Annotated in this window: 18 protein-coding genes; 7 read left to right on the forward strand and 11 right to left on the reverse strand. The window is 55.9% G+C overall.

Going from position 1 to position 18,436, the window contains the following annotated elements; all coding sequences use genetic code 11:
- Window positions 1-253 precede the first annotated feature (253 nt).
- The gene (locus tag AC3ITA_RS11575) at window positions 254-409 is read right to left on the reverse strand and encodes a hypothetical protein (protein WP_172435283.1); all 156 of its coding nucleotides are present in this window, start codon (window positions 407-409) and stop codon (window positions 254-256) included.
- Window positions 410-952: 543 nt separating this feature from the next.
- Window positions 953-1,291, reverse strand: a complete 339-nt coding sequence (locus AC3ITA_RS11580) for a hypothetical protein (protein WP_095941771.1) — start codon at window positions 1,289-1,291, stop codon at window positions 953-955.
- A 315-nt stretch (window positions 1,292-1,606) separates the two neighbouring features.
- Here AC3ITA_RS11580 and AC3ITA_RS11585 point away from each other — a divergent pair, with 315 nt between their 5' ends.
- Genes AC3ITA_RS11585 through AC3ITA_RS11605 form a run of 5 tightly spaced genes read left to right on the forward strand, consistent with a single transcriptional unit; the run spans window position 1,607 to window position 6,640 of the window.
- Window positions 1,607-3,079, forward strand: a complete 1,473-nt coding sequence (locus AC3ITA_RS11585) for a c-type cytochrome (protein ID WP_489280338.1) — start codon at window positions 1,607-1,609, stop codon at window positions 3,077-3,079.
- Between the two features lie 49 nt (window positions 3,080-3,128).
- Window positions 3,129-4,901 carry a cytochrome c oxidase subunit I gene (ctaD, locus tag AC3ITA_RS11590; protein ID WP_150673888.1) on the forward strand — a complete coding sequence of 591 codons (1,773 nt, stop codon included), beginning with the start codon at window positions 3,129-3,131 and terminating at the stop codon, window positions 4,899-4,901.
- On the forward strand, window positions 4,898-5,590 hold the full coding sequence (locus tag AC3ITA_RS11595; RefSeq protein WP_489280340.1) for a cytochrome c oxidase subunit 3: 693 nt from the start codon (window positions 4,898-4,900) through the stop codon (window positions 5,588-5,590). Before ctaD ends, AC3ITA_RS11595 begins: the two co-directional genes overlap by 4 nt.
- A 5-nt stretch (window positions 5,591-5,595) precedes the next feature.
- Complete coding sequence (locus tag AC3ITA_RS11600; protein ID WP_095941775.1) at window positions 5,596-6,309, forward strand: heme-copper oxidase subunit III family protein; 714 nt, start codon at window positions 5,596-5,598, stop codon at window positions 6,307-6,309.
- A 13-nt stretch (window positions 6,310-6,322) separates the two neighbouring features.
- Window positions 6,323-6,640 (forward strand): cytochrome C oxidase subunit IV family protein, encoded by a 318-nt coding sequence (locus AC3ITA_RS11605; RefSeq protein ID WP_008053359.1) that lies wholly within the window; start codon window positions 6,323-6,325, stop codon window positions 6,638-6,640.
- Between the two features lie 30 nt (window positions 6,641-6,670).
- On the opposite strand, the gene AC3ITA_RS11610 is transcribed toward AC3ITA_RS11605, so the two are convergent.
- Both AC3ITA_RS11610 and AC3ITA_RS11615 read right to left on the reverse strand, forming a co-directional pair.
- Window positions 6,671-7,231, reverse strand: coding sequence for a hypothetical protein (locus tag AC3ITA_RS11610; protein ID WP_095941776.1), 561 nt, complete (start codon window positions 7,229-7,231; stop codon window positions 6,671-6,673).
- 132 nt (window positions 7,232-7,363) lie between these two features.
- Window positions 7,364-7,654, reverse strand: a complete 291-nt coding sequence (locus AC3ITA_RS11615; RefSeq protein WP_095941777.1) for a hypothetical protein — start codon at window positions 7,652-7,654, stop codon at window positions 7,364-7,366.
- Between the two features lie 298 nt (window positions 7,655-7,952).
- Between AC3ITA_RS11615 and AC3ITA_RS11620 the strand changes: the two genes are divergently transcribed.
- Entirely contained in the window at window positions 7,953-8,492 is a 540-nt protein-coding gene (locus AC3ITA_RS11620) for a hypothetical protein (protein ID WP_095941778.1), read from the forward strand.
- Window positions 8,493-8,792: 300 nt separating this feature from the next.
- Here the strand turns inward: AC3ITA_RS11620 and AC3ITA_RS11625 are convergent, their stop codons facing one another.
- Both AC3ITA_RS11625 and AC3ITA_RS11630 read right to left on the reverse strand, forming a co-directional pair.
- Window positions 8,793-9,338: a carboxymuconolactone decarboxylase family protein gene (locus AC3ITA_RS11625; RefSeq protein ID WP_414927666.1), complete on the reverse strand. Its 546-nt coding sequence runs from the start codon at window positions 9,336-9,338 to the stop codon at window positions 8,793-8,795.
- Between the two features lie 34 nt (window positions 9,339-9,372).
- Window positions 9,373-9,990 (reverse strand): nitroreductase family protein, encoded by a 618-nt coding sequence (locus AC3ITA_RS11630; protein WP_095941780.1) that lies wholly within the window; start codon window positions 9,988-9,990, stop codon window positions 9,373-9,375.
- A 113-nt stretch (window positions 9,991-10,103) separates the two neighbouring features.
- On the opposite strand from AC3ITA_RS11630, the gene pdxR reads away from it, so the two are divergent.
- Complete coding sequence (gene pdxR / locus AC3ITA_RS11635) at window positions 10,104-11,534, forward strand: MocR-like pyridoxine biosynthesis transcription factor PdxR (RefSeq protein WP_489280342.1); 1,431 nt, start codon at window positions 10,104-10,106, stop codon at window positions 11,532-11,534.
- Window positions 11,535-11,675: 141 nt separating this feature from the next.
- On the opposite strand, the gene msrA is transcribed toward pdxR, so the two are convergent.
- The 5 genes from msrA to phnA form a co-directional block, all read right to left on the reverse strand.
- A complete protein-coding gene (gene msrA / locus AC3ITA_RS11640; RefSeq protein ID WP_095941782.1) occupies window positions 11,676-12,182 on the reverse strand; it encodes a peptide-methionine (S)-S-oxide reductase MsrA in 507 nt (168 codons plus the stop codon).
- 313 nt (window positions 12,183-12,495) lie between these two features.
- Window positions 12,496-13,932 (reverse strand): IS1182 family transposase, encoded by a 1,437-nt coding sequence (locus AC3ITA_RS11645; RefSeq protein ID WP_489277636.1) that lies wholly within the window; start codon window positions 13,930-13,932, stop codon window positions 12,496-12,498.
- Window positions 13,933-14,178: 246 nt separating this feature from the next.
- Entirely contained in the window at window positions 14,179-15,282 is a 1,104-nt protein-coding gene (locus AC3ITA_RS11650) for a polyamine ABC transporter substrate-binding protein (RefSeq protein WP_095941783.1), read from the reverse strand.
- Between the two features lie 414 nt (window positions 15,283-15,696).
- Entirely contained in the window at window positions 15,697-16,983 is a 1,287-nt protein-coding gene (locus tag AC3ITA_RS11655) for an MFS transporter (protein ID WP_489280344.1), read from the reverse strand.
- 96 nt (window positions 16,984-17,079) lie between these two features.
- Window positions 17,080-18,303 (reverse strand): phosphonoacetate hydrolase, encoded by a 1,224-nt coding sequence (gene phnA / locus AC3ITA_RS11660; protein ID WP_489280346.1) that lies wholly within the window; start codon window positions 18,301-18,303, stop codon window positions 17,080-17,082.
- Between the last annotated feature and the right edge of the window lie 133 nt (window positions 18,304-18,436).

The following is an 18,436-nucleotide window of genomic DNA, read 5'->3' on the forward strand; positions in this document are numbered from 1 at the left end:
GCTGCTGGTCATGTGTGTTCATAAAACCAGGTGGTGACTCACTTTTTCCATTGGATCAAAGCCAATACAGGATAGCAGTGGACCACAACCAGCCGATGCAGAGGGTGATAGTAAGGTAGATCGCCACAATCATCAGAGGCTGATTCCACATGACACACCTCCCATAACCGCTTTTGTTGCATGGGTGCCTGGTAAAACGGGCGCTCGTATGAGTACCGCAATCATCAAGCCATTTGAGTGAAAGACGTATTCGTCAGAACACTCCAAGGGTGAACTCCATCGCCAGCACCGCGGACAACGCCAGCGTCATCAGCAACGCGATAAACATCAGACCCAACTCAGCGAGCTGCTTATAAAGGGCCAGAGGCCGTTTCGTGATTCGAGCAATCGATTTATTGGTGGAAGCCATCACTCATCCTCACTGTTGCGTGGAGCACGCACCACAGGCTTGACCTGGGCAACACGGCGATGGAGTTGCATGGTGGTGTTGCGCGTTTCATTTTTCACCCCTCGCGTCATGTCGAATCCGGCGAGCCCCGCCGTCACCATGATGTCCGGGACGACAGCTGTTGCGGGTACCAGGGGTGGTGCAACTAATGAGCCATTTCAATAGTGATAAGAAAAAACTCAAATGAATTAACAAACTGTTTCGGGGGGATTCAAGCGAGAGGAAGGGTGAGGGGGGAATATTCCTCAAATTTGGTGGCAAACGCCTGGTCGGGTGGGTGTAGTCCCCCATTTATGGAGAGAGTAGCGGCCCTGTTTCACCGATCGCTTTTGGCAGGGGCTTGCCCCAGAGGCGAGGTGGATTTAGCCGGGCGGGAAGGGCCGCTTCTGTCTGGGGTTTAAACCGGTCGAAGCAATACACTGAATTCTGTTTAAAAGCCCCGTGAGTTTCCGGCACCGCACATTACCCCGCGGGGAAACACCGATGCCGGGAATCACGTAACCGCTACTCGAGCAGTTGATCAATCAACACCGCGTTGGTGTAGATCAAACTGCCGTCGCTCGCTCGGTGCCCAACCAGATGGAACTGTCCGCGGTCGTGGTGCAGATAGACACGCATCTGGCAGTCGGACAAGGGGGCGTATCCCTCGGGCATGATCAACTCCATCGAATCCATATCGACATCGACCATGGCTTCCCGATCGTGGGTCTTCTGCAAGCGCTCTTCAGCTTCCTCCAGACGCAGATGCAGAGATCCATCGACGTTGAAATGGACTTCCCCCATCGGGGTGGACTTTTGGGCGTTGCCGGTTTTGCACCAGCCTTCGATCGTCAGGGCACTCATGACGAAACCTCCAGTTGGATTGCTGGACTCTGTGGCTGTCGTCCCTGCTCAATGCCATCACTCATGTTTGATGACTACTCAATGGCAGAGTTCGTCTTTTGGCACTGCTTCCGACCGATCTCTGCTGTTCGTCATCAGACATTCAGTATAGCCGGTCGCCGGACCTCGCTGGCCAAGCCCACGGTACAACCCGATGGGCTCTATACTTCTTACGGACTTTGCCGCCCGGACGGGTGGTATTTGTCTGCCTTGCTTGGATGTCAGTGGCGATGCTTTTGCATAACCAATGAACAACAGGAATAGGATGAAGAGGAAATGGCAATAGCAATTATCCTGATACTCATCGTTATTGCATCAGTGCTATTCCACATACTGGCGCCCTGGCACGCGACGCCGGCGGCTTCCAACTGGGGGTCCATAGACACCACCCTGTTCATCACCCTGATCATCAGCGGAATATTCTTCATTGCCATCACGGTATTCATGGCAGTCGCGGTGATGCGATATCGTCACAAGGAGGGTGCCAGGGCGGCCTACCAGCCGGAAAACAAAAAGCTGGAACTGTGGTTGATTATCGTGACCTCACTAGGTATTGCCGGGATGTTGGCGCCAGACCTGGTTGTCTACAACGACTTCATCCGGGTGCCGAAAGAGGCCTACGAACTTGAAGTAATTGCCCAGCAGTGGCAGTGGGCCTTTCGTTTTCCCGGCCAGGACGGGAAGTTGGGCAAGTCGGATATCAGGTTTGTCGATTCGGCCAATCCCCTCGGCGTTGATCCCAAGGATCCTGCCGGGCAGGACGATGTGCTTGTCATGAATAATGAGGTTCGCCTGCCGCTCGATCGGCCGGTGAAAGTCTTGCTGCGGGCCAAAGATGTCCTGCACGATTTCTATGTACCGCAAATTCGCAGCAAGATGGATATGGTGCCTGGGATGGTGTCGTACTTTTGGTTTACGCCGACTAAAACCGGAAAATACGAAGTCCTTTGCGCTGAGTTCTGTGGCGTAGGTCATTACAACATGCGCGGCCATATGATCGTGGAAGAGCAGGGCGTCTTCGATCAATGGCTCAAAGGCCAACCGACTTTTGCGCAGACATTGACGACAGCGGCCAAACCCGGTCGAGACAGCGTGGTGGAAAAAGGCCGCCAGTTGGTCGAACAACTCGGCTGCAAGGCCTGCCATAGCCAGGATGGCGGTGCCAGTCTCGGCCCGGGATGGAAAGGGTTGTACGGCCGCACTGAACAGCTTGCCGATGGCACCCGTGTGCAGGTCGACGAGGCCTACCTGAAGGAGTCGATTCTCGATCCGAAGGCCCGACTGGTGCAGGGCTACCCGCCGGTCATGGTGGCCTATACTCTCAAGGACGATGAACTGGGTGCTGTCATCGCCCTGATCAAATCACTGGGTGCCGCGGGGCAAGACGATGAACCTTCGACCGGCGAAGCTTCGAGCCCGGGTGAAGACTTGGTGGCGCAGGGGCAGCGGCTGGCCGGGTCGCTCGGCTGTCTGGCTTGCCACAGTGTCGATGGCAACAAGGGCGTCGGCCCCAGCTGGCAGGGCCTGTATGGCAAGACGGAAACCTTTGCCGACGATACGAGCGTAAAGGTCGATGAGGGCTATCTCAAGGATTCGGTTCTTCATCCCAACGCCAAAATCGTCAAGGGCTATGCCGCCGTCATGCCGGCTCTGGCTCCAAGTGACGAGGAGCTGAATGCACTGATCGCTTTCATCAAGTCCAAAGCGAATGCTGACACTGATGCGAACAACGCGGAGCCAGGGAAGTAGCCGTAAAGCAGCCAGGAAAACACTGAAACTTCGGCAGGAGGGTGACGTGATGGCCTATGCGGAGCAAGCCGAAACAGAAGCGCTGCACGAGCCAAAAAGTTTCCTGACCAAATACATCTGGAGTCAGGACCACAAGGTCATAGCCATTCAATATTCGTTGACGGCCATCTTCGTGGGACTTATCGCGTTGGTGTTGTCCGGCTTGATGCGCATGCAGATAGGCTTTCCCGGCAGTTTGGCGTTCATGGACGCCAGTACTTACTATCAGGCGATGACCATGCACGGCATGATCATGGTCATTTATTTGCTCACGGCCTTGTTTCTGGGTGGCTTCGGCAACTATCTGATCCCGCTGATGGTGGGCGCCCGCGACATGGTCTTCCCCTATGTCAACATGCTCAGTTACTGGTTTTACCTGGTGGCGGTACTGGTGTTGCTCAGCAGTTTTTTTGTCCCGGGCGGCCCCACAGGTTCCGGCTGGACGCTCTATCCGCCACAGTCGATCACCCAGGGGACACCGGGGGTCGAGTGGGGCATTGTCCTGATGCTCGTCTCACTGGCGATTTTCATTGTCGCGGCCACCATGGGCGGGTTGAACTACGTCACCACGGTGTTGCAGGCGCGCACGCACGGCATGACCCTGTTTCGCATGCCGCTCTCGGTATGGGGCATCTTCATGGCCTCGATCATGGCCTTGCTGGCGTTCCCGGCATTGTTTGTCAGTGCGGTGATGATGCTGTTCGACAAGCTGTTGGGCACCAGCTTCTTCATGCCGGCGATGATCTCGCTGGGGCAGCAGCTCGATCACCAGGGTGGCAGCCCGATATTGTTCCAGCACCTGTTCTGGTTCTTCGGCCACCCGGAGGTCTACATCGTTGCACTCCCTGCGTTTGGCCTGGTTTCCGACTTGATCAGTACCCATGCGCGTAAAAATATCTTCGGTTATCGAATGATGGTGTGGGCCATTATTGCGATTGGCGTACTCAGTTTCGTGGTCTGGGCACACCATATGTATGTCAGCGGAATGAACCCGTACTTTGGCTTTTTCTTCGCCGTCACCACCTTGATCATCGCGGTGCCGACCGCGCTGAAAGTCTATAACTGGGTATTGACCCTGTGGCGGGGCGACATCCACCTGACCGTGCCAATGCTGTTTGCCCTGGCCTTTATCGTCACCTTCCTGGTCGGTGGTCTGACCGGGTTGTTTCTCGGCAATGTGATCGTGGACATACCGCTCTCGGACACCTATTTCGTCGTGGCCCACTTTCATATGGTCATGGGGGTCGCTCCGGTACTGGTGGTGTTCGGCGGCATTTATCACTGGTACCCGAAAGTCACTGGGCGCATGTGGAACGACACCCTGGGCAAGCTGCATTTCTGGATTACCTTTCTGGGCACCTACGCCATCTTCTTCCCCATGCACTACCTGGGTTTCCAGGGCATGCCCCGTCGTTACTACGCCTATGAAAACTACGCGTTCATCCCGCAGTCCGCGCAAGACTTGAATGCCTTCATTACGGTGGTCGCATTGACTGTCGGCGTTTCCCAGTTGCTGTTCCTGTTCAACCTGACCTGGAGTGCATTCAAGGGCAAGCCGGCAGGCGGTAATCCCTGGGGCGCGGCCAGCCTGGAATGGCAAACGCCGGACACTCCGCCGAAACACGGTAACTGGGGAGAGAAATTGCCGGTCGTGCATCGCTGGGCGTATGACTACAGTGTGCCGGGGATCGAGCAGGATTTCGTGCCGCAAACGGTCTCCTCCGAGGAACTGGAGCAGATGCGGCAACTCAGTGCCGGAACCAGGGCGGACATCAAGACATGAACAGGCTGCTATTGAGAAACGCCGACGGCGCTGATCCCGGCGGCAGCTGGAGTCGCGACCCTGAGGGTATTCAGGCCGCCGAGGATGCCAATAGAAGGCAAACCGCAAGGGTAGGGCTGCGCTTGTTTCTGGTGGTGGTGAGTTCGTTGTTCTTCCTCTTCCTGATCGCCTTCATTGCCCGTTCACAAATGGCCGACTGGCTCCCCCTGACAGAGCCTTTGGCGCCGTTAGGCAATCTGCGGCCGCTCTGGTTGAATTCGGCATTTCTGGTATTGAGTTGCATCGCACTGCAAGGGTCGCGCATGGCCGCGCGAAAGGCTCGGCCGGGCGCAACTGTCGTTGGTTTTGCATTGGGGGGTGTCTTTGCCATTGCCTTTCTGGCGGGGCAACTCTGGGTCTGGCAGCAGTTTGTCGCCTGGGGCTACTTTGTCGCCGGCAATCCGGCCAACAGTTTCTTCTACCTGTTGACCGACCTGCATGGGCTCCACCTGCTGGGCGGGCTGATCGCCTGGTGCTGGATCGTCGCCAGATTCCTGCGTCATGTGCCACTGGCGCAACTTGGCGCCGGCGTCGAGCTCTGTGCCATCTATTGGCATTACTTGCTGGGCCTTTGGTTCGTGCTTTTCGCGCTGCTGGCCAGCACGCCGCAAACCTATGAAGCCATCGCCAGATTCTGCGGCCTGAGGTAACAGCCATGGCATTGCACTCACAAGCCCAAGTCGAGCCCCGTTCATCCAATCCACCAGGTTCGCCGCCTGCACCGGGATGGCAGGGCATCGCCAGCGATTGGTCCTCGGATAAAGAGGCCTTCAAACAGGTGCCCTGGGGCAAGGCGATGATGTGGATATTCCTGCTCAGCGATACGTTTATATTCACCTGTTTTCTGACCGGCTACATGTCGGTACGCATGACCATCACCAGCGCCTGGCCGAACCCCAGTGAAGTGTTCGCATTGACGATCGGCGGCAGGGAAATCCCGCTTATTCTGATCGCCATCATGACTTTTGTGCTGATCAGCAGCAGCGGCACCATGGCCATGGCCGTCAATTTCGCCTATCGCCGTAATCGCGCGAAAACCACGGCGCTGATGCTGGCCACGGCTGCCCTGGGGGTGACTTTCGTCAGCATGCAGGCATTCGAATGGAGCAAGCTCATCGCAGAAGGGGTCCGTCCCTGGGGGAACCCCATGGGAGCCGCGCAATTTGGTGCCAGCTTTTTCATGATTACCGGATTTCACGGACTGCACGTGTCAATCGGCGCCCTCTATCTCAGCATTGTGGCGCTGAAAGTATGGCGCGGAGACTATGAGCGCTCCGGAAACTATCAGAACGTCGAGATAGCCGGGCTCTATTGGCACTTCGTGGATTTGGTGTGGGTATTTATTTTTGCATTCTTCTATTTATGGTAGAGGAGCACGAGTGATGGCACATGCTCAGGGTCAGCAACATCCAATCAGTTTGTACCTTAAGATCTGGGGGCTGTTATTTGTCCTCAGCACGCTGTCGTACCTTGTCGATTATTTCCACTTCCATGGTTATCTTCGGTGGTCTCTGATTATCACTTTCATGTTGTTGAAGGCAGGTTTGATTGTCTCCATCTTCATGCATATGGCATGGGAGCGCCTGGCGATGGTCTACGCCATATTGGTGCCACCTTTGTGTTTACTGGTGCTCATCGGGCTGATGGCCACCGAGGCAGACTATGTCTTCCTCAGCCGGGTCATTTTCTTTGGTCAGTAAGCAGCGTTCGGATGGCCTCGAGTCTCCGGGCTAACCGGATATCACTCGCTTGAACTGATGCCATTTGTGCTGCCAGGCCACCGTCCAGTGGGGGGCTGCCGCTCCCGTGCCGGCGATCTTCAGCTTCGGATGCTGTTTGATGACCTGATCCAGTACCGATTCCTGATTCGGTTCAACATCCACGAAGAAGATATGTTTGCCTTCTTTTACTGCCTGTTTGAAATTGCGGAAGTGAGTGTTCGGCACCTGGAAGCCAAAAAAACCGCCTTCCCAGATGCAGAAGCCCAATACAACAATGGCAAGGAATATAAAGGGCATCCAGCCTGCGGCGGATTCGGTCCAGCCCATCCAATAGGCGCCAACCAGTACCAATGCCGCGAGTGGCACACCGATCACCGCACCAATCTCACCAGAGTGAACAGCATCCTGTTCCATTAACGAGCTGATCTCGTGGAGGTGATGTTCTTCTACATCAGCAACTTTTTCACTGAGTACATGAATCTGTTCGGAATTGATGCCGCTGGCTTCCAATTCATATTCAACGTTTTCAAGATCGTTGAGATTGTCACTGATGTAATAGTGCCGGTTCATGCAACACCTCCCATCTCGGGTTGCTGCAGACCTCCTCTGTCCGGCAGCAGTCGGTAGCTGTACTGTGGGGAACGTTGCACACCCCGTGCAATCTGAAAAAAGTATAGCACTCACTATCCTGCGGATCGGTCGCTAGCTGATCTGCACAATGACCGGGCCTTCCGTTACGATCGGCGGTTTCGCGTGGATATTCGAGGCATTTTTCTGAATCCATTCACGCGCGACTTTCAGGCTCGCATCGCTGCCGGCCTTGTCCGTGCAAACAGTCACCGCCGTGCCACCGTCACCCGTATTCAACAGTGTGTAGCTAACGAGGCCAGGCACTGTCCGCAGGGTCGCTTCGACGTCGGCATTGCGCTCTTCCAACAGCTCGAAAAGCTGCTTTGCTCCAGTACCCAGGTAGGTTCTTATCACCGCATACATAGTCGTCTCCCTTGGGAGTGCCGCCTTTATGCCAATCCGGATCCGTTGATGGCCGCTATCACTTAAGGTTTCGGTTCGTCCTGATTTACTAAGCTTAGCCAAACGCCGGCGACAGTCGTAATGCGACGACCACCGGCCGTGTTTGGTCGATTGCTGTCTGGTGGCAGATTAGTGGCTATGCTTGGTCAGGTACCTGTACGTGTTGGGGGGAACACCGTTCAGCAGGCTCGTGAAAACGTGATCACCTCGCTTCAGGCGTCATCACAAATTGCCCTTGTGCCACGGAGTCGTCACTAACATGAACAAAAAAGAAGCTAAAGCCAAAGTAAAAGACCTGATCTCGTCCGGAGTACCGAAATCGGAAGTATTCACTCGGCTTTCAGGCCAAGGGGTCAAGGACCGTCTGCTTGCCAGGTTGATCGCTTCAACTGCTGATCCCTACCTCTGCGATATACATGACCGCAAGGTTAATGCCGTTATTACACTCATGTTTATCCAGGCTGCACTCGTTCTTCTAGTCGGATTTATTGCAGGTTCGACTATTGGGCCTAACGCCAGATGGGTCGTTGGTGGTTTGGGCGCACTTATCCCGCTCTTGTTTGCCTGGGGGTTCTACAATCATCTGGCAGGCGCTTACAATGCATATATTATTCTGTCCATGGGCTCGGTAGCGAGGCAGGTGGACGGGTTGGCTTCAGGGTCCATTACAATGTTTATCGGCTCGGCCATAGCGCTCGGAATGTTTGCTTATATATTCTACGTTCGCCAGAAGTTATTTCCGGATTTGGCTTTTTTTTCACCGAGAAAAGTCAAAGGACAGTATGTGTTTTCCAGTTGAAGAAACTGCTAAAGATAAGTCAATTTAATGGTGCGAAGTAAATGAGGTTCTTGAGTGAGGGCGCGAGGGCAGATCTGTTTTTCACGTTAACCTGAACAGCAAGACTCGTGTTCGCTTATTTATGTATGTCTTATTCTTTGCATGTGCTCATCTGATACTCATGTGGAAAAGCTGGACGCTCAGGAACGGCCGTTGATTCGTCAATGGGACTTTTTCGGGACGGTAGCGACGGTCCGGGCCTGACCGTCGCGAATGTGAGTACCGTTTGCCTATACGCGGTATTTGCGGGGCGGATCGAACTCAGATCGAGCCAGCCAGCGTAACGGCAGGGAAGTCCTTTTCGGGATCGAACACGTTATTGAAAAAGTTCGTCAGGGAGTACATGGCCACCAACGCGACAATCTCCATGATATTCGCATCGGTGTAGCCCGCATCACGGACAGCTTTCAGATCAGCGTCACTGACCTTGCCGCGAGTCTCGATGACTTTGTGGGAGAACTGGAGGGCAGCGTCGCGCTTCGGGTCGGGGGCATGGCCCTTGCGAGCGAGAATGATTTCATCGGCCGACAGCTTGGCCATATGCTCGGCCGTAAAGCTGTGAACCGTCAGGCAGTAGTTGCAGCCATTCGCTTCGGAGACGGCGAGGCCGATACTGTCACGCGTCTTCAGATCGAGCGCTTTGCTCAAGGAGCCGAGCAGAGTAGCCCATGAGTTGAACGCGATTGGACTCTGCGCGAAGGTCATCATCATGTTTGGAGTGAACCCGATGTTCCTGGTGAACGCATCGAGAGTCGGTTTCGAATCGGCCGGCACTTGTTCCGGCTTTAGAACTGCACTTCTAGGCATTGTAGTCTCCGTCAATTACCTGGTTTATTAACAGTTAAACGAGATCCAACACATCAGACAGCGGACGGCGCGGCTTCTGAGCCCAGTTCCCCGGACGTTCCGCGCCTATGGACAACAACATGACCGGCACTTCGTTTTCAGCCAGTCCGAATTCGCGGGCCACCGCTTCGGCATCGAAACCGATCATCGGCGTCGAACCCAGGCCTAGCGAGCGGGCGGCATAGATGATCGCCGACGCACCGAAGGTGGCGGTGCGTACTGCCTCGTCACGCTGGCGCTGTGGGTGCTCTGAATACAAATCGCGCGCGGGGAGTTCCCAATCCGGCACCATCGTTGCGGGCATGACGCCCGCTTCCACCAGCGGCGCAAGGCGTTCGGGTATGACGCTGGAATCGGCCAGTTGGCCGCAGATGATGAAGGTAACGGCGGCTTCAGTGATCGGGGGCTGATTCCAGGCGATAGGACTCAACCGGGCTTTGGCTCCAGGCGTACGTACCGCGATGAAGCGCCAGTTCTGTATATGGAAGGACGTTGGTGCCGTGGTGCCGATTCGCACCAACTCACGGATTTGGTCGTCGCTCAAAGTGGCGGCAGGGTCGTAGTACTTGGCGGCACTGCGACTCACGATACATTCGATGACGGCGTTGGTCATGATGGTTCCTATGGATGAGGGGGTAGGTTTCTCCGGCTTGGTCTTTAAATCTTGTACCGTCGATGGTACGAATAAAAGAACCAAGATCACCCACCTTTGTGTGTACCAAGAATATGAATTCAGACCTGCAAATCCAGCTCGACCGAACAGCAAAGCTGTCCCTGTCAGAGCAGATTCGTTTGAGTATCAGCAGGGCAATAGAGTCAGGCCTGCTCACACCAGGTACTCGATTGCCTTCGTGGCAGGATCTCGCCGCGCACCTTGGTGTGGCGCGCGGGACCGTTCAAACGGCGTATGAACGATTAGCCGACGCCCAAATGATCGAAACATTCGGAGCAAAGGGCACACGCGTGGCGCCACGCCCCCGTGCCGCGACGGCTCAACCGGCACCACCGGGACCTGGAGCTTTTATGAGCGCCTATGAGCGGGTGAACACTGGACCTGCAATCTTTCAGCTCGGTATTCCAGCGTTTGATGGCCTGGAAAAGCTTTTCGCACGCGCGCGCTCGTCCAATCTGTTGAAAGCAGGATCTTTCTCGTCACTGATCTATCCCGATCCTCGCGGGGAATATGAGATGCGTCGAGAGATTGCAGGCTATCTCTCCATCTCCAGAAACCTGCACTGCCTCCCTGAGCAGGTGTTCATCACGTCGGGATACAGCTCCGGCTTAGGGCTTGCACTGCGGGTGTTAGGTCTGGACGGTAAGAAGGTCTGGATGGAGGAGCCCGGATTCTTTCTTACCCGCAAGGGGTTGGAGCTCGCTCGCTTGAATGTCATTCCGATTCCGGTGGACGCCGAAGGCCTCAACGTAGACTACGGAATCGAGAAGGCCGCGGACGCTGCATTAGCCGTCCTGACCCCCGGTCAACAAGCGCCTTTGGGCTCGACTCTGTCATTGAGGCGACGGCTTCAACTGCTCGAATGGGCCGTTTCCAACGACGCCTGGATCATCGAAGATGACTACCTCAGCGAGCTGCAACTGGAAGGCCGGGCGGCCCCTGCCTTGGCGTCTTTGGATGAGGGTAAACGGGTTATCCACATAGGTTCTTTCAGCAAGACTGTGAGCCCGGGGCTGCGACTTGGATTTGTTGTAGCGCCAACCGAACTTATTACTGCGTTCTCCGAGGTGGCGACGACGCTTGCCCCCGCGCCTTCACCCGTCATTCAACTCGCCACGGCTCAATTTATGCGTGATGGCCACTACATTCGGCGTGTCCGTCGGCTCAAGCGACTGTATGTTGCCCAGCGTGACGCGTTATGCGAGCAGCTGCGAATGCACGATGCAGAGTGGGTCAAGGCAGGCCTGGCCGTGCTTCTCAGACTCCCCGACGGGGCACCCGACGTGCAAATCGTTCGGGAAGCGATGACCTTTGGCATGGCCCCATCGCCTTTGTCAGCGTGGTTCGCGACGCCGTCCGGGAGCTCCTCCGGCCTGTTGCTCGGAGTTGCCACAGCGTCTGAACCTTACCTTGCGACATCGTGCCATCGATTGTTCGAGATCATCGGGCGATATTGCGAGCCCGGTGTTCGAGGCGTCACATAAGAGGAGGAGGAAACCTTCAGTGCCGGGGATGCTGGCAAGTATTGTTGGTGAGTCCACCTCGCGCTCCTGGCTGGTTGCTGCCTGTCGTAAGGGCGGAAAACGGTCGGAAGCGGTCACCTCTGCGCCTCACAAACTCGACTTTCAGGCGCGCTTGGGGAGCTTCCAGTTCGGGCGGATGAAGTGGCATGTGTAGCCGTTCGGAATACGTTCGAGGTAATCCTGGTGTTCTGGTTCCGCCTCCCAAAAAGGCCCCGCTGGTTCGATTTCGGTGACTACTCGGCCTGGCCACAGGTGTGAAGCATCGACATCGGCAGCGGTGTCCTCGGCAATGTCGCGTTGCTGTTCGTTGAGGTAGTAGATCGCCGAACGATAGCTGGGGCCCAGGTCGTTACCCTGACGGTTGGGCGTGCTGGGGTCGTGTATCTGGAAGAAGAACTCAAGGATCTGCCGGTAGCTGATTACGGCAGGGTCGAAGACGATCTCGATGGCTTCGGCGTGGTTGCCATGGTTGCGATAGGTGGCATTCGGCACATCGCCGCCGGTATAACCGACCCGCGTGTGCAGCACACCGGGATAGCGCCGCAGCAGATCCTGCATGCCCCAGAAGCAGCCGCCGGCGAGAATGGCAGTTTCGGTGTGTCTGGTCATGGTCTGTCCTTCCTCTCGGGAGCGTTGTGTATAGCCACTGTTATGAGGGCGTGTTGGCCAATTCCAAGGTTTCGCGCAAACAGAATTGGAATGACCGCTCCTGGCCGATTTCTGCCTGTCGTAAGGGCAGCAGTCGACCCAGGCTGTGTGAAAACGCGCTAAATACGTCGGAAACTGAGAGTCGCGAGGGTTGCCTTTGGAATCAGCCGGCGGAAGCGCGAATTACCTTAGTCAGCTACATAGATGTTCGTAATGCCGTTTGTGCCGCGTCAGCGGCCCAAACGGCCACTAACGGGCGAGCAAACGGTTGGATTCACGCCCTGATCGCCTCAAGCAGTCCTGCGATGCCGAAGATGCTCATCATTCGCTTGAGGTTGTAGGCGAGCACATGAAGACTCATCTCAGTGCTCACCCTCGGCAGGGTCTTGGTCAGGAAGTGGGTACTTCCCATCCAGTACTTGAGCGTTCCAAACGGATGTTCAACGGTCTGTCGCCGAACCCTCATCATCGCCGGATCATGTTCTAGCCGAGCCTGCATCGCGTCGACTACAGCTTCATGTTCCCAGCGTTTCACACGGCGTTCCTTGCCCGTAGTGCACTGCTTGTGCATTGCGCAGGACTGGCAGCCCGAGAAGTAATAACAATGCAATAACATGCCGTCTTCCATCGACGAATGCCGCCTGGTCAGTAACTGCCCCGCAGGGCATCGATACTCGTCCGATGCAGCAACGTAGATGAAGTCCTGCTTACCAAATCGGCCTTCGGCTTTGCTGCCAGATGTCAGGGGTTTCGGTACGAAGGTGGTGATGTCCGCCTGTTCGCAGGCAAGGATTTCCAGCCCTTTGTAATAGCCTCGGTCGGCGACCACCGTCAGCGACTCAGCGCCGATCTCTTCACGCGCCTGGTTCGCCATATTGCTGAGTTGACCACGATCATTACCAACGTTGGTCACCTCATGGGCAATGATCAAATGGTGCTTGTCGTCGACGGCTGTTTGTACGTTGTAGCCAACCGTTCCGGTGCCTCGTCCGCTCGTGGCCATTGAGCGTGCATCTGGATCGGTAAGGGAGATCTGCTGGTCTGGGCTTTCGTGAAGCTGCGCCTCGATGTCCTTGAGTTTTTGCATCTGCTTTTTCAGCGTTTCTATCTTTTCTTTCAGCCGTTCTGCTTTGGCCTCGGCCACTTCGGGCGTTGCCCGATCCGCCGAATCCATTGCCGCCAGATATCGATCGATGCTCTGCTCGATCTGCTGCATGCGTGCCTTCACTTTTCCCTGAGTGAAGTTACGGTCGCGGTTGTTCACAGCTTTGAATTTGCTGCCGTCGATGGCGATGATCGACTGGGAGAAGAGATTGAGGTTGCGGCAAAGCACTACGAATTGTCGGCAGACGCTGCGAATGGCTTTGCCGTTGTCTTTGCGAAAGTCGGCGATGGTTTTGAAATCTGGAGCCAGTCGACCCGTCAGCCACATCAACTCGACGTTGCGCTCGGCCTCACGCTCCAGCCGGCGGCTGGACTGAATCCGATTGAGATAGCCGTAGATATAGATCTTCAGCAAGATCGCTGGATGGTAGGCCGGACGCCCCGTTGCAGCAGGATCGACGCCCTCAAAACCAAGTGCACCCAGGTCGAGTTCATCAACGAAAACGTCGACCACTCGCACTGGATTTTCTTCGGCAACGTAATCGTCCAGGCACTCCGGCAGCAACGTGACTTGCGTCCGAGCCTCACCTTCAATGAAACGCTTCATGATCGTCCCCGCCACGATCTAGACGATCAGAAGATTAGACAATCGCAGGCGTTTTCACACAGCCTGGACCCATAGCTGCCGGTGGTGACTGGCAGAAAATGACCGATCTCTGCTCGTCGTGAATGGCGGTTTCCGCCCAGGCCAACTGGCCCGACGCAAGGCGTAGAGCAAGGTGGCGGCATCTAGCCCCGGCAGCGTGCCGATTGCCCTTCAGTCGCGACCAGAAACAACATCGCTGATATCGGCTCAGTTGCCGTTCTTGATATTGCTCCAGAAGCGCGTACGGACACGATCCACCGCATGGGACTGCGGTTGCAGGGTGAACAGTGTGGCTATCACTTGCGCAGTGGGGTAGATGTTCGGGTTGTCGTTCACTTCAGCCGAGACCAGCGCCGTCGCGTCTTTGTTGGCGTTGGCGGTGAGCGCCAGATCGGTAGCAGGCGCAATCACTTCCGGGCGCAGCATGTAGTTGATGAAGGTCAGCCCATGCTCCGGGTGGCTGCCGTCTTTCACCAGTACCAGGTTATCGGACCACAGCGGTGCACCTTCGACGGGGATGCTGTATTCGATTTTCACTCCTTTTCCGGCTTCGTTGGCGGCTTGCTTCGCACCGAATACCGCGCCGGACCAGGTCAGGGCCACGCAGATATCGCCGTTGGCCAAGTCGCTGCCGATCTTCGACGAATTGAAATAGGTGATGTACGGGCGCAACTTCAGCATCAGCGCTTCGGCTTTTTTATAATCATCGGGGTTGCTGCTGTTGGGAGGGAGGCCAAGGTAGTGCAGGGCGATCGGCATGATCTCGGCGGGCGCGTCCAGAATTCCCACCCCACATTGACTGAGTTTGGCCAGGTTCTCTTCTTTGAACAGCAGGTCCCATGAGTTCACCGGTGCCTGGTCACCCAGGATGGCGCGGACCTTTTCAACGTTGTAGCCAATCCCATCGGTGCCCCATAGGTAAGGTATGGCGTATTGGTTGTCAGGGTCGTTCGCGCGAAGCTTTTCCAAAATTATCGGGTCGATGTGTTTCAGATTGGGCAGTTGGCTGCGGTCGAGCTTTTGCAAGGCACCCGCCTTGATCAGGGCGGGCAGGATGAAGTTACTGGCCACCACCACGTCATAACCGCTATGGCCGGTCATCAGCTTGGCCTCCAGTACTTCGCCGCTGTCGAAGGTGTCATACACAGGTTCAATACCCGTTTCGCGCTTGAAATCCTGGAGGGTGGTCGGACCGATGTAGTCGTACCAGTTGTACACGTGCACGGTGGGCGTATCAGCTGTTGCAGTCGTTATCCAGGCCGACAGACAGGTGCTGATTCCGAGGTTCAAAGACGAGCGGTAACGACACAATGTGACACTCCTGGCCTGCTTCAGGACCATGATGTTCGGGAGAGGACAGGTTAATGATGCAGGCTGTTGCGGCCTATTACCAAGGTGGGTTACTCGAAAGGGGTAGTGATTGGAAGCCTTGTCGCCAAGCGCTTTCTACAAAGCGCTGCAAGCGTTGAATACTTTGACGCCTTAAGTCGCAATGGGTCGTTTTCTACCCGTAGCGACAGACTGCTCCTGGCCGATTTCTGCCTGTTGCGAAGGACATCCACAACCCAGTATAGATAGTCCGTCCCGCCTTCACCGATACTGGTAACGGTTGCCATTGATACGCACTGCAACGACAACCCTGAGCGAGTCAGTATCGCTATCATAAATCGCTCGGGGCACGCGAATCGTGGCGCTTGTGGCGCTACGATCCGCGCATTAAGGTTGTCAGCGTTTGATCAATAACGACAACATTGCACTCGCCCCACAGAGTCCCGCTACTATCGGAAAAATGATCGACGTACTACCGGTTGAATCGATCATGTGGCCGATGACTGGCTCACTAATGCCTGCAAATGCATAGGACATGGTATTGAGTACGCCGGTTGCGGTGCCTGCAACGTGACGTCCAAAGATGTCCGGACACAGAGCCCAGAACGACGACGCCGGGCCGAAGACGAAAAACCCGCAAAGAAACAGCAAGCCAATCGCGACCATGCTTGCGTGCGGCACGAACATCATGATCATCGCGGTGGTTGAAGCGAGCACCATATACGAGACGATCGCCAGATAGCGTCTTCCCTGAAATACCACGTCGGAAATCCAGCTGTTCGACAGGGCACCCAACGCCATCCCTACCGGCAGTGCGATAGTGATCCACTTCGGGTCAATAATCGCTGACGATGTCTTCCAGTCCAGCCCGAGAAAATGCACCGGTACCCAGACCACTAATGCGTAGCGCGCAGCGTTCTGGAAACCGATGGCGAATCCGGTGATATAAAGTCGCCAGTTCCGCAGCACGGTCACATAGCGCTGTGCACTGGTTGAATTATCCTCCGCTGCCGGCAGCGAGGTGTCGTCCGCCTGTTCAAGGGGGGCCGATTTATTGTCTTCGGGACGCTCGGAGACAAAAAACCACAGGACAACTGCGCCAAGTAGCATCGACAGTGGTGCCAGCCGGAAAATCCAGATCCAGTCCAGTTGCATCGCGCCCAGAATGACCAGCGGCAGAATAAACGCGAGCACAGAGGAGAAACCGGAAAATCCGACATAAACACCGTACACAAAGCCGCGATGTTTATGGCTCCACCAGTTCGACAGCAGGCGACTGCCGGGCGCAAAACCCATGGACTGGAAGTAACCGTTCGCCCCCCAGGCGAGCAGGAAAAACCAGAACGAGTGGCCGAAGCTAAAGACCCAGTTGGCCCCCAGCGAGAGAATCGCGCCGGCGATCATCATTCGCTTGCCGCCGAACTTGTCGCCCAGATTGCCGTTGATGAACTGACCGCCCGCGTAGCACCACAACATCATGGCGCTGATCCAGCCAATCTCGTATTTCGATAAACCGTAATCATGCTGGATGCCGGGGATCGCGAAGCCCAGGGTCTGGCGCCCGGTGTAATAGAAGAGATAGCAGAACGTAACGCCGATCAGTGCGCGCCATTTATATTGGTCGAAGGTGGATACTCGCGAGTTCGCCTTGTATTGCAGGGTATCAGCGGTTTTTGTAGGCATGCCTGTCTCCGTGTGGCGCGCAGTCTTTCGCTGCGCTAACCAGTTTTTGGATTAAGCGGGAGCGCGCAGTCTTCGCTGCGCTGCCGGGTTTGCGAATCAAGCGAGATGGTTGAGCGCGAGATCGATGATGTCGAAATTGCGCAGTCGGCCGGGGCTGTCGAGACCGACCAGCTTGCGGTTGAAGATCAGTGGCACTTTCTGCTCGGACACCCCACCGTGGGAACGCAAGGGCACCGTCAATCCGGACAGGTCGTGTTTGTCGGCAGCACTGCCAAGCACCGTCAGCCGTTCACCGAGTACCACCAGGTCGCCAATCCGGTCTTCGGGCAGTTCGAACCGCTGGCAGGCCTGCGAACGCGTCAAGACTGCCTCGACACCGGCGATGCCTGCGAGAAAGTCGATGGCATCGCGCTGCGGTACCGCATCGCGCAAGTACACGGTCGCGTAAGAGCCCAGCGCACCGTGATGCACTACGTAAGGGTCGGTGATCGGCAGTAATACCCGTGTGCGCTGCGCGCCATATTGGGTATCGAGAAGGTCTTGCAAAAACAGGATGTTGGGGCGACCTATCGCATCGGTCTTGGCATTCATGCCGTGATCCGCCGTAATCGCCACGATCGCGCCTTGCTCGTGATAACGCTTGAAGTAGCTGTCCATCATTGCGTAGAACGCATTGGCTTCGGGCGTGCCTGGCGCATGTTTGTGTTGTACATAATCGGTAGTGGACAGGTACATGAAGTCGGGGCGTTCGTTGGTCAACAACGAGAGGCCGGCGGCAAACACGAACTCGGAAAGATCCGCGCTGTACACCGAAGGCACGGGCATGCCGACTCTTGCCAGGATGTTCTCGACACCGTGTTCCTCCAGGTTCACCTGGTCGGCTTTTTCAGCGGAAAAACAGATCCCTTTCAGTTGGTGCCCCAGCAAGTTGCGCAACTTGTCCTTTGCCGTCACTACGGCGACGAGCTGGCCCGCTTTGGCCATCTCGGCAAGAATGGTCGGTGCGCGAAGGTACTTCGCGTCATTCATCAACACCTCCTCTTGCGTCTCCTGGTCAAAAAAGAAGTTGCCGCAAATACCGTGAACGGATGGCGGGGCCCCGGTGACGATCGACAGATTGTTCGGGTTGGTGAACGAAGGCACCACGCAATCGCCAGTCAACACTGTGCCGAAGCCGGTAAGTTCGGCAAGAAACGGCGCCTGTCCGGCTTGAATGGCTTGATTGATGTATTCCTGCTCGCATCCGTCGACGCAGATAACAATCGTCGGTGCCGACGACAGGCGATAGGAGCGCGAGTTCACGCTGATAAGTTGTGTCATGGATAAGCCTTCCCTTCGATGAGTGAGCGCACGGCGCCGTGAGTGACCTGCACTGTTTGAAACCGGCGATTCACCGTATTCTGAGCATCTTTCTCACACAATCGAATTAAACTGGCGATACCTGTGCATGAGG

The sequence above is a fragment of the Pseudomonas sp. GL_090 genome (genome assembly GCF_057837765.1).

Coding starts and splice junctions, on each gene's coding strand:
- AC3ITA_RS11620 (WP_095941778.1), top strand. CDS start 7,953: ATGAACAAAAAAGAAGCTAAAGCCAAAGTAAAAGACCTGATCTCGTCC.
- AC3ITA_RS11610 (WP_095941776.1), bottom strand. CDS start 7,231: ATGAACCGGCACTATTACATCAGTGACAATCTCAACGATCTTGAAAAC.
- AC3ITA_RS11575 (WP_172435283.1), bottom strand. CDS start 409: ATGGCTTCCACCAATAAATCGATTGCTCGAATCACGAAACGGCCTCTG.
- AC3ITA_RS11630 (WP_095941780.1), bottom strand. CDS start 9,990: ATGACCAACGCCGTCATCGAATGTATCGTGAGTCGCAGTGCCGCCAAG.
- AC3ITA_RS11585 (WP_489280338.1), top strand. CDS start 1,607: ATGGCAATAGCAATTATCCTGATACTCATCGTTATTGCATCAGTGCTA.
- ctaD (WP_150673888.1), top strand. CDS start 3,129: ATGGCCTATGCGGAGCAAGCCGAAACAGAAGCGCTGCACGAGCCAAAA.
- AC3ITA_RS11580 (WP_095941771.1), bottom strand. CDS start 1,291: ATGAGTGCCCTGACGATCGAAGGCTGGTGCAAAACCGGCAACGCCCAA.
- AC3ITA_RS11625 (WP_414927666.1), bottom strand. CDS start 9,338: ATGCCTAGAAGTGCAGTTCTAAAGCCGGAACAAGTGCCGGCCGATTCG.
- phnA (WP_489280346.1), bottom strand. CDS start 18,303: ATGACACAACTTATCAGCGTGAACTCGCGCTCCTATCGCCTGTCGTCG.
- AC3ITA_RS11600 (WP_095941775.1), top strand. CDS start 5,596: ATGGCATTGCACTCACAAGCCCAAGTCGAGCCCCGTTCATCCAATCCA.
- AC3ITA_RS11595 (WP_489280340.1), top strand. CDS start 4,898: ATGAACAGGCTGCTATTGAGAAACGCCGACGGCGCTGATCCCGGCGGC.
- AC3ITA_RS11615 (WP_095941777.1), bottom strand. CDS start 7,654: ATGTATGCGGTGATAAGAACCTACCTGGGTACTGGAGCAAAGCAGCTT.
- AC3ITA_RS11605 (WP_008053359.1), top strand. CDS start 6,323: ATGGCACATGCTCAGGGTCAGCAACATCCAATCAGTTTGTACCTTAAG.
- msrA (WP_095941782.1), bottom strand. CDS start 12,182: ATGACCAGACACACCGAAACTGCCATTCTCGCCGGCGGCTGCTTCTGG.
- AC3ITA_RS11645 (WP_489277636.1), bottom strand. CDS start 13,932: ATGAAGCGTTTCATTGAAGGTGAGGCTCGGACGCAAGTCACGTTGCTG.
- pdxR (WP_489280342.1), top strand. CDS start 10,104: ATGAATTCAGACCTGCAAATCCAGCTCGACCGAACAGCAAAGCTGTCC.
- AC3ITA_RS11655 (WP_489280344.1), bottom strand. CDS start 16,983: ATGCCTACAAAAACCGCTGATACCCTGCAATACAAGGCGAACTCGCGA.